This is a genomic window from Geodermatophilus maliterrae (assembly GCF_041018925.1).
Taxonomy (GTDB): Bacteria; Actinomycetota; Actinomycetes; order Mycobacteriales; family Geodermatophilaceae; genus Geodermatophilus; species Geodermatophilus maliterrae.
Genome location: NZ_JBFNXQ010000149.1, coordinates 1 through 9,371, shown reverse-complemented (window position 1 = coordinate 9,371; position 9,371 = coordinate 1). Strand labels below are relative to the sequence as shown.

At 75.1% G+C, this 9,371-nt stretch carries 10 protein-coding genes; 9 read left to right on the top strand and 1 reads right to left on the bottom strand.

From position 1 onward, the window contains the following. A partial coding sequence (locus ABQ292_RS25200; RefSeq protein WP_369210450.1) for a hypothetical protein occupies positions 1 to 459 on the top strand: 459 nt, incomplete at its 5' end. A 107-nt stretch (positions 460 to 566) separates the two neighbouring features. Here the strand turns inward: ABQ292_RS25200 and ABQ292_RS25195 are convergent. Then, a complete protein-coding gene (locus tag ABQ292_RS25195) occupies positions 567 to 1,034 on the bottom strand; it encodes a metallopeptidase family protein (RefSeq protein ID WP_204691408.1) in 468 nt (155 codons plus the stop codon). 233 nt (positions 1,035 to 1,267) lie between these two features. On the opposite strand from ABQ292_RS25195, the gene ABQ292_RS25190 reads away from it, so the two are divergent. From ABQ292_RS25190 to mtrA, 8 genes are all read left to right on the top strand, one after another. Continuing rightward, on the top strand, positions 1,268 to 1,618 hold the full coding sequence (locus ABQ292_RS25190; RefSeq protein ID WP_369210449.1) for a DUF3499 domain-containing protein: 351 nt from the start codon (positions 1,268 to 1,270) through the stop codon (positions 1,616 to 1,618). A gap of 208 nt (positions 1,619 to 1,826) precedes the next feature. Continuing rightward, on the top strand, positions 1,827 to 3,188 hold the full coding sequence (locus ABQ292_RS25185) for a phosphomannomutase/phosphoglucomutase (protein ID WP_369210448.1): 1,362 nt from the start codon (positions 1,827 to 1,829) through the stop codon (positions 3,186 to 3,188). Continuing rightward, positions 3,185 to 3,421 carry a Trm112 family protein gene (locus tag ABQ292_RS25180; protein WP_369210447.1) on the top strand — a complete coding sequence of 79 codons (237 nt, stop codon included), beginning with the start codon at positions 3,185 to 3,187 and terminating at the stop codon, positions 3,419 to 3,421. The genes ABQ292_RS25185 and ABQ292_RS25180 overlap by 4 nt, the downstream gene beginning before the upstream one ends. Further along, on the top strand, positions 3,418 to 4,560 hold the full coding sequence (locus ABQ292_RS25175; RefSeq protein WP_369210446.1) for an SIS domain-containing protein: 1,143 nt from the start codon (positions 3,418 to 3,420) through the stop codon (positions 4,558 to 4,560). The genes ABQ292_RS25180 and ABQ292_RS25175 overlap by 4 nt, the downstream gene beginning before the upstream one ends. A 98-nt stretch (positions 4,561 to 4,658) precedes the next feature. After that, positions 4,659 to 5,834 carry a mannose-6-phosphate isomerase, class I gene (gene manA / locus ABQ292_RS25170; protein WP_369210445.1) on the top strand — a complete coding sequence of 392 codons (1,176 nt, stop codon included), beginning with the start codon at positions 4,659 to 4,661 and terminating at the stop codon, positions 5,832 to 5,834. Between the two features lie 109 nt (positions 5,835 to 5,943). Further along, entirely contained in the window at positions 5,944 to 6,822 is an 879-nt protein-coding gene (locus tag ABQ292_RS25165) for a GmrSD restriction endonuclease domain-containing protein (RefSeq protein ID WP_369210444.1), read from the top strand. Positions 6,823 to 6,945: 123 nt separating this feature from the next. Further along, positions 6,946 to 8,430, top strand: a complete 1,485-nt coding sequence (ahcY, locus tag ABQ292_RS25160) for an adenosylhomocysteinase (RefSeq protein ID WP_369210443.1) — start codon at positions 6,946 to 6,948, stop codon at positions 8,428 to 8,430. 155 nt (positions 8,431 to 8,585) lie between these two features. Beyond that, a complete protein-coding gene (mtrA, locus tag ABQ292_RS25155) occupies positions 8,586 to 9,293 on the top strand; it encodes an MtrAB system response regulator MtrA (protein ID WP_369210442.1) in 708 nt (235 codons plus the stop codon). Positions 9,294 to 9,371: the final 78 nt, after the last annotated feature.

The window sequence follows — 9,371 nt, the reverse complement described above, 5'->3', positions numbered from 1 at the left end:
GGCGGGGTGCGCCTGGGCGAGCTGCGGGCGGTGCGCGCCGCCGCGGCGCAGCTGCCGCTGTCCGAGGCCGGCCACGGCGACCTGCGCGCGGCCAACGCGGTGGTCGACTCCCGGGCGCCCGAGCCCGCCGGCGCCGACGCGGAGGAGCGGCTGGTGGTCCTCGAGTGGTCCGGCGTCCGCCCCGCACCCCGGCACCGCGACCTGCTGACGCTGTGGGCCACCACCCCCGACGCGGAGGACCGCGCCCAGGTCGGCGAGGTCGTGCTCGCCCGCACCGCCGGGTGGGAGGAGCCCGACGTCGGCCTGCTCTGGCACGCCGTCGCCCTGGAGCAGCTGGTCGCCCGGCTGACCCGGTCCGACCGCGGCGACGGCCTCGACGCAGCCTTCGCCCGCGCGCGCCTCGACGAGGCACGGGCGATGGCCGCCGAGCTCGGCAGCCCGGTCGTCCCACCCGCGTGACGGCCTCCTCGCAGGGGCCCGCCGCCGGCCCCGTCCGGAGGCTCGTCCCGAGCTCGCGAGGGAAGAGGAGGACGGGGTCCTCCCACGGTGGGGGCGAGGGGGTCCCTTCAGGCGGTGGGGTCGATCTCCTCCGGGTCGCGGCCCAGCAGCACCGCCACCTGGTCGACGACGACGTCGCGGACCAGGTCGGCGAGGTCGTCGCGGTCGTGCGCCCGGATCTCCAGCGGCCGCCGGTAGACGACGATCCGCGCCGGCACCTCCCGGCCGTCCTCGCGGTGCGCCGGCAGCACCCGCGCCAGCGGCACCGTGCCGTCGTCCAGGACGTCGGGGTCGAGCACCACCTCGTCGGGGTCGGTGTGGTCGACCCACGGCACGTCCTCGACGGCGAACTCGACGCCGGCCAGTTCCCGCTCCCAGCGGCGCTCGAGGTCCTCGACGGCGTCGAGCACGAGGTCGTCGAACTGCTCGGCGCGACTGCGCGACAGCGGGACGTCGCCGGGCACCAGCCGCCCGCGCAGACCGCGGCCGTGCCGGTCGCGGCGCGAGGTGGGGGAGCGGCGGTCGGGTCGGCTCATGGCGGGGCGAGCGTACGGCGCGCCAGGCTCGCGGGCGGTGCACCCGGGCCGCGCCACCGGCCCGGCACCGGGCCGGTACCGGACGGACGCGGTCCGGCGCACCCGGTGCCGGAGTGTCCGGGGACGTCGGGTTGGATGGATGGGGACGGTGGGATCGGAGAGGTGCCGGACCGGTGCGCCTGTCGCCGGGAGCCGGGGAACGCGGCTACTGTGCCCAGCGTGAGGAACCGGTGGTGAGGCAGTCACGTCGCTGCTCGCGCAGCGGCTGCGCGCAACCGGCGGCGGCGACACTGACCTACGTCTACGCCGAGTCGACCGCTGTCGTCGGTCCGTTGGCCACGTTCTCCGAGCCGCACAGCTACGACCTCTGCGAGTTCCACGCCGAGCGACTGACCGTGCCGCGCGGCTGGGAGGTCGTCCGGCACGAGATCGACGTCGAGGACTCCGGCCCGACCGGTGACGACCTGCTCGCGCTGGCCGACGCGGTCCGCGAGGCGGCCCGTCCCGAGCCCCCGCGGGCCCCGGCCGACGACGGCCGCGGCACCCGCCGCGGGCACCTCCGGGTCCTGCCCGACATCACCTGAAGAACGACCCCGTCCGCCCGCCCCTCGCGAGTCCGGCAGCAGGGCCCCGCACGGGCCGGGACGAGCCCCGCGGCGGGACCCTGCGGCGGGGCCACCCCCTCGGGGGAGGCGCCGTCCGCGCCGCCGTGCCGGCTCCGTCCCCCCGCAGCTAGGGTCGTCCGGCACCGGGCGCCGTGGAGCGGCCGGGCAGTCCAGGCGAGGGTGGGCAGTGGCGGACCTGTCGGCGATCATCAAGGCCTACGACGTCCGGGGCGTCGTCCCCGACCAGTGGGACGAGGACGACGCGCGGCGCATCGGCGCCGCGTTCGCCGAACTCGTGGCCACCGAGAGCGGCGCGACGGCCGTCGTCACCGCGCACGACATGCGCCCCTCGTCGGTGCCGCTGTCACGGGCCTTCGCCCAGGGGGTGCTCTCCCGCGGCGTCGACGTCGTCGAGGCCGGGCTGGGCTCCACCGACCTGCTCTACTTCGCCGCCGGGTCGCTCGACGTGCCCGGGGCCATGTTCACCGCCAGCCACAACCCGGCGCAGTACAACGGCATCAAGCTCTGCCGCGCCGGCGCGGCGCCGGTCGGGCAGGAGTCGGGACTGGTCACCGTCCGCGAGTGGGCCGAGCGGGACTCCTACGAGCGGGTGCCCGCGCGCACCGCCGAGGTGACCCAGCGCGACCTGCTGCCGGCCTACGCCCAGCACCTGCGCTCGCTGGTCGACCTCTCCGGCAGCCGTCCGCTGCGCGTGGTCGTCGACGCCGGCAACGGCATGGGCGGGCACACCGTGCCGGTGGTGCTGGCCGGGCTGCCGCTCGACGTCGTCCCGCTCTACTTCGAGCTGGACGGGACCTTCCCCAACCACGAGGCCAACCCGCTGGACCCGGCCAACCTGGTCGACCTGCAGGCGGCCGTCGTCCGCGAGGGGGCCGACATCGGCCTGGCCTTCGACGGCGACGCCGACCGGGTGTTCGTCGTCGACGAGCGCGGCGAGCCGGTGAGCCCCTCGGCGGTCACCGCGCTGGTCGCCGTCCGCGAGCTGGCCAAGGGCCGGGGGACGACGGTCATCCACAACCTGATCACCTCGCGGGCGGTGCCCGAGATCGTCCGCGAGCACGGCGGTCAGCCGGTGCGCACGCGGGTCGGGCACTCGTTCATCAAGGCCGAGATGGCCCGCACCGACGCCGTCTTCGGCGGCGAGCACTCGGCGCACTACTACTTCCGCGACTTCTGGTGGGCCGACACCGGGATGCTCGCCGCCATGCACGTGCTGGCCGCCCTGGGCGAGCAGGGTCGGCCGCTGTCGGAGCTCACCGCCGCCTACAGCCGCTACGCCGCCTCCGGCGAGGTCAACTCGACCGTCGACGACGCCGCCGGGCGCACCGCCGCCGTCCGGGAGGCCTTCGAGGCCGAGGGGGCCACCGTCGACGAGATGGACGGGCTGACCGTCGACCTGCCCGACGGCTCGTGGTTCAACCTGCGGGCCAGCAACACCGAGCCGCTGCTGCGGCTCAACGTGGAGGCGCCCGACCGGGTGCGGATGGAACGGCTGAGGGACCGGGTGCTGGAGATGGTGCGCGCATGAGCACGCCGCAGGGACCGACGCCGACGACGCGGGGGCCGCTGGGCCTGGACCCGGTGCTGCTGGAGATCCTCGCCTGCCCCGACACGCACCACAGCCCGCTGACCGTCGACGAGTCGGCCGGCGAGCTCCTCTGCACCACCTGCGACCGCGCCTTCCCGGTCCGCGACGGCATCCCGGTGCTGCTGCTGGACGAGGCGCGGCACCGGGACGGCGGGGGGACGACGGCGCCGTGACCTCGCCCGAGCTGGCCGAGGAGGTCCTCGACGACCTCGACGTGCTGCGTGCCCGCGACCCGCGCGGCCTGCTCCCGGCCGTCGCCGGCGCGGGCGCCCAGGTGCGCGAGACCTCCCGGCTCACCGACGAGGCGGGCCTGGACCGGATCGCCTCCGGCGGCCGCCCGCGCGGGCTGGTCATCGTGGCCCGGCGCGAGGGTGCGGTGGCCGCCTCGGTGCTGCGGGCGCTGCTGGGCCCGTCCAGCCCGGTCACCGTCGACGTCGTCCCGGGGCCCGACCTGCCCGTGTGGACCGGCCCCACCGACATCGCCGTCGTCGCCACCCGGACCGGCGCCGGCGCCTACGCGGTGGCCCCGGCCTACGAGGCCGCCCGCCGCGGCGTGTCGCTGCTCGGCATCGGCGCCGAGGACGCCCCACTGCGGGCGGCCTGCTCGACGGCGCGGATGCCCTACGTCCCGCTGCCGCGCTCGCGGGTCCGCCAGACCACGCTGTGGTCGCTGCTCACCCCGCTGCTGCGGCTGGCCACCGACCTCGGCCTGGTCGCCCAGGCCACCGCCGACTGCGAGGCCATCGCCGCGGCCCTGGACGAGGTCGCCGCCGAGTGCGGGCCGGCGCGGGAGTCCTTCGTCAACCCGGCCAAGACCCTGGCGCTGGAGCTGCTCGACGCGCTGCCGGTGATCGTGGCGGAGGGGGCGCTGGCCGGCACCGCGGCCACCCGCTTCACCGACCAGCTGGCCACCCTCGCCGGCCTGCCCACCAGCAGCTTCCGGCTGCCCGACCAGCGGGTGGCGGCCCGGGCCGTGCTCCGCGGACCGCTGGCACCGCACGAGGCCGACGACTTCTTCCGCGACCGCACCGACGACGTCGGCCGCCGGCTGCGGCTGATCACCATCCGTGACACCGACGCCGCCCACCACGACGGCGGCGGCGAGCGAGAGCCGCGATCGGCCGCCGAGGCGATGGCCGAGGTGCTGCGCACCGCCACGGCGGGCAACGTCCCGGTCAGCGGGCTGGCCGAGCACGGCGACCCCGAGCGCCACGGCCGGCTGCCCCGCCTGGCGCGGCAGCTGGCGGTGGCCGACTTCGGCGCCGTCTACCTGGCGCTGGCACTGGACCAGGAGCGGGCCCTGAACAGATGAGCGCCGAGCCGCGGGGCCTGACCCCTTGGGGGCAGTGGTCACCCTGGTGAGGGAGCCGACAGTTCATCTGGGCGCCGTTCGCCACTAGCGTCGTGCCGATGTGGCAGCTCACCAGCGCAGTCCGCTTCTACCCGTGGGGCAGCCGCACCGTCATCCCCGAGCTCCTCGGCCGGCCGAGCCCGGCCGAGCGCCCGCACGCCGAGCTGTGGATGGGGGCGCACCCCGACGAGCCGAGCATCCTGGCTGACGGGCGGCCGCTCGACAAGGCGATCATGGAGGAGCCCGAGCGGCTGCTCGGCCCGGTCGTCGCCGAGCGCTTCGGCGCCCGGCTGCCCTTCCTCATGAAGGTGCTCGCCGCCGAGACGCCCCTGTCGCTGCAGGCGCACCCGACGATGGAGCAGGCCCAGGCCGGCTTCGCCGCCGAGGAGGCGGCCGGTGTGCCGCACGAGGACCCGGCGCGCACCTTCAAGGACCCCTGGCACAAGCCCGAGCTGCTGCTGGCGCTGACCACCTTCGAGGCGCTGTGCGGCTTCCGGCCGGTCGAGGAGTCGCTGCACTGCCTGGCCAAGCTGCAGCTGCCCGAGCTCAAGCCGACGATCGCCGCGCTCGCCCGTGGCGGCCTGCAGGCGGCGATCCCGCAGCTGCTGGCGCTCTCGGGCATGCGGCGCACGCACCTGGTCGAGGTCGTCGCGCAGAGGGCGGCGGGCTTCGTCGCCGCACACGACCCCGAGTTCATCAACACCTACCGGTGGGCCGCGACGCTGGCCGAGGCCTACCCCGGCGACCCGGGCGTGGTCATCTCGCTGATGTGCAACCACCTCAAGCTGGCGCCCGGTGAGGCGGTCTTCCTCCCGGCGGGCAACCTGCACGCCTACCTGTCCGGCGCCGGCGTGGAGGTCATGGCCAGCTCGGACAACGTGCTGCGCGGCGGGCTGACCACCAAGCACGTCGACCTGGCCGCCCTCATCGAGGTGCTGGACTTCTCCGACGGCCGGATCCCGGTGATCCACCCGGTGCTCGGTCCCGGCGGGCTGCGCTACCCGGTGCCGGTCGAGGACTTCGACCTCACCCGCGCCCAGCTCGACGAGCAGGCCGGCCCGTTCACCACCCGGGGTCCGCAGGTGGTCCTCTGCGCCGAGGGGCGCGCGGTCCTGGCCGGCACCGACGGCGAGCTGGTGCTGGAGCAGGGGCAGTCGGCGTTCGTCCCGGCCGGGGTCCCGGTCACCGCCCGTGGCCCCGCCGTCCTGTACCGGGCCACCACGAACGTCAGGTGACGCCAGGGGCGGGCGCCGGGTGGGCAGCGTGACCGTCCCGCGCTGACGCACCGCCCTCCGGCCGCGTGTCGCGGCCGGGCTGCCCGGGACGCCGGACGTAGCGTCGCGCGTGTCCCTCCGCGCGGCGCTGTCGAGCGCGCTGACCCTCGGCCTGGTCGCCGCGCTCGGCACCGGCTGCGTGGAGCTCGCCGGCTCGTCGGCCGGCGCGGCCGGGGACGCCGTCCCGCCCGCCGCGGTCGCCGGCAGTGCGCTGGAGGCGCTGGCCTCGGTGGAGGTCCGCGGCCGTGCGCCGCGCAGCGGCTACGAGCGGGACCTGTTCGGCGACGGGTGGGTCGACACCGACCGCAACGGATGCGACACCCGCAACGACGTCCTGGCCCGCGACCTCACCGGCGAGACGTTCCAGCCCGGCACCCGCGACTGCGTCGTCCTCACCGGCACGCTCGCCGACCCCTACTCCGGCCGCACCATCGCGTTCCGCCGCGGGGAGGGGACCAGCGAGGCGGTGCAGATCGACCACGTCGTCGCGCTGTCCGACGCCTGGCAGAAGGGCGCCCAGCGGTGGGACACCGCCCGCCGCACCGCCTTCGCCAACGACCCGCTCAACCTGCTCGCCGTCGACGGTCCGCTCAACCAGGGCAAGGGCGACGGTGACGCCGCCACCTGGCTGCCGCCGAACCGCTCCTACCGCTGCGCGTACGTGGCCCGCCAGGTCGCGGTCAAGCTCACCTACGGGCTGTGGATGACCACCGCGGAGCGGGCCGCGGCGTCCACGGTGCTCGGCACCTGCCCGGACCAGCCACTGCCCGCCCGGGACGTCTCGCCGGCCCAGCAGGAGCCGCCGAGCGCGACGCCGGCCGCGCCGGCCGGCCCCTACGCCGACTGCGCCGCGGTGCGCGCCGCCGGCGCCGCGCCCATCCGGGAGGGCGACCCGGGCTGGAACGCGGCTCTGGACCGCGACGGCGACGGTGTCGGCTGCGAGGGCTGAGACCTCCTCGCCGCTGCGTTACCCTGGAGGACGGCACGAGCCCCGCCGAAGCCTCGGCATGCTCGCTCATCTCAGCGACCCGCACACCCGCCCCGACCGGGCGGGTGTCGACCCTGGAGCGACATGACCGCCTCTACCGGCACCCGCGTACTCACCGACGGCGACTTCCGCGTCGCCGACCTCTCCCTCGCCGGCTTCGGCCGCAAGGAGATCTCCCTCGCCGAGCACGAGATGCCCGGCCTCATGGCGCTGCGCGCCGAGTACGGCGACGAGCAGCCGCTGGCCGGCGCCCGCGTCGCCGGCTCGCTGCACATGACCGTGCAGACCGCCGTCCTCATCGAGACGCTGACGGCGCTCGGCGCCGACGTCCGCTGGGTCAGCTGCAACATCTTCTCCACCCAGGACCACGCGGCCGCCGCGATCGTCGTCGGCGACGGCACGGCCGAGCGGCCCACCGGCGTCCCGGTGTACGCCTGGAAGGGCGAGTCCCTCGAGGACTACTGGTGGTGCACCCAGCGCCTGTTCGAGTTCCGTGACGAGTCCGGTGCCGTCGTCGGCCCGAACATGCTGCTCGACGACGGCGGCGACGCCACCCTGCTGGTGCACCTGGGCACCCGCTTCGAGGCCGAGGGCGCCGTCCCCGACACCACCGAGGCCGACTCCGAGGAGTACGGCGTCATCCTCGACGTCCTCCGCGGCACGCTGGCCGCCGACGCCGGCTACTGGACCGGTGTCGGCCAGGGCATCAAGGGCGTCACGGAGGAGACCACCACCGGCGTCATGCGCCTGTACGAGCTGGCCCGCGACGGCCGGCTGCTGTTCCCGGCGATCAACGTCAACGACTCGGTCACCAAGAGCAAGTTCGACAACCTCTACGGCTGCCGGCACTCGCTCATCGACGGCATCAACCGCGCCACCGACGTGATGATCGGCGGCAAGGTGGCCGTGGTCTGCGGCTACGGCGACGTCGGCAAGGGCTGCGCGGAGTCCCTGCGCGGCCAGGGCGCCCGCGTGATCGTCACCGAGATCGACCCGATCAACGCCCTGCAGGCGGCGATGCACGGCTACGAGGTGACCACGCTCGACGAGGTCATCGGCAAGGCCGACATCATCATCACCGCGACCGGCAACCGCGACATCATCTCCGCCGAGCAGCTCGGGCAGACCAAGCACCAGGCGATCGTCGGCAACATCGGTCACTTCGACAACGAGATCGACGTGGCCGGCCTGGCCCGGACCCCCGGCATCACGCGGACGACGATCAAGCCGCAGGTCGACGAGTGGCGCTTCGCCGACGGCCACACGATCATCCTGCTCTCCGAGGGCCGGCTGCTGAACCTGGGCAACGCCACCGGGCACCCGAGCTTCGTCATGAGCGCCTCGTTCTCCAACCAGGTGCTGGCGCAGATCGAGCTGTGGGGCAACCGTGCGGCCTACGAGGGTCAGGAGCCGACGGTGACCGTGCTGCCGAAGAAGCTCGACGAGCACGTGGCCCGGCTGCACCTCGACGCGCTCGGCGTGAAGCTGACCGAGCTGAGCAAGGTGCAGGCCGACTACATCGGCGTGCCGGTCGAGGGGCCCTTCAAGAGCGAGCACTACCGCTACTGAGAGGACCACCCTTCCCCCCACGCCTCGCGGGCTCGGCGCGGGACCCCGGAGGGTGGCCGGCCTCGAGGAGGCCTGAACGGCTCGGTCCGCCCCGCCCGGGGGAGTCCCCGGGCGGGGCGGACCGCTTCCTGGCGCACGTCGCGCAGAATGGGTCCGTGCCTCCGACCGCTTCGCACAACGGGCCCAGCCGCGGCCGCGTCCTGGTCGTCGACGACGACGCCGCCCTCGCCGAGATGCTCGGCATCGTGCTGCGGCGGGAGGGCTACGACCCCGCCTTCGTCTCCGACGGCAACCGCGCCCTCGGGGTGTTCCAGCAGACCCGGCCGGACATCGTCCTGCTCGACCTGATGCTGCCGGGCCGCAACGGCCTGCAGATCTGCCAGGACATCCGCACCCAGTCGACCGTCCCGATCGTCATGCTCACCGCCAAGGGCGACACGATCGACGTCGTCCAGGGGCTGGAGGCCGGCGCCGACGACTACGTCACCAAGCCGTTCAAGCCGGTGGAGCTGGTCGCCCGGGTGCGGGCGCAGCTGCGCCGCGGCGAGACGGGGCAGGCCGAGACGCTGTCCATCGGTGACGTGCAGATCGACGTCCCCGCCCACCAGGTCACCCGCGACGGCGCGCCGATCGCGCTGACGCCGCTGGAGTTCGACCTGCTGGTCGCCCTGGCCCGCAAGCCGCGCCAGGTGTTCACCCGCGAGTTGCTGCTCGAGCAGGTGTGGGGCTACCGGCACGCCGCCGACACCCGGCTGGTCAACGTCCACGTGCAGCGGCTGCGCGCCAAGATCGAGCGCGACCCGGAGAAGCCGGAGATCGTGCTGACGGTGCGCGGCGTCGGCTACAAGGCCGGTCCGCCGTGAGCGGACGAGGCGGGCCGGGGAGGACGGGCCGCCGGTGAGCGTCCGTCCGGAGGCTCCGGCCCTCCCGGCCGGTGACGT

Bases quoted from the DNA above. Each gene is read 5' to 3' on its own strand.
- ahcY (WP_369210443.1), top strand. From the start codon at position 6,946: ATGACCGCCTCTACCGGCACCCGCGTACTCACCGACGGCGACTTCCGC.
- manA (WP_369210445.1), top strand. From the start codon at position 4,659: ATGTGGCAGCTCACCAGCGCAGTCCGCTTCTACCCGTGGGGCAGCCGC.
- ABQ292_RS25180 (WP_369210447.1), top strand. From the start codon at position 3,185: ATGAGCACGCCGCAGGGACCGACGCCGACGACGCGGGGGCCGCTGGGC.
- ABQ292_RS25195 (WP_204691408.1), bottom strand. From the start codon at position 1,034: ATGAGCCGACCCGACCGCCGCTCCCCCACCTCGCGCCGCGACCGGCAC.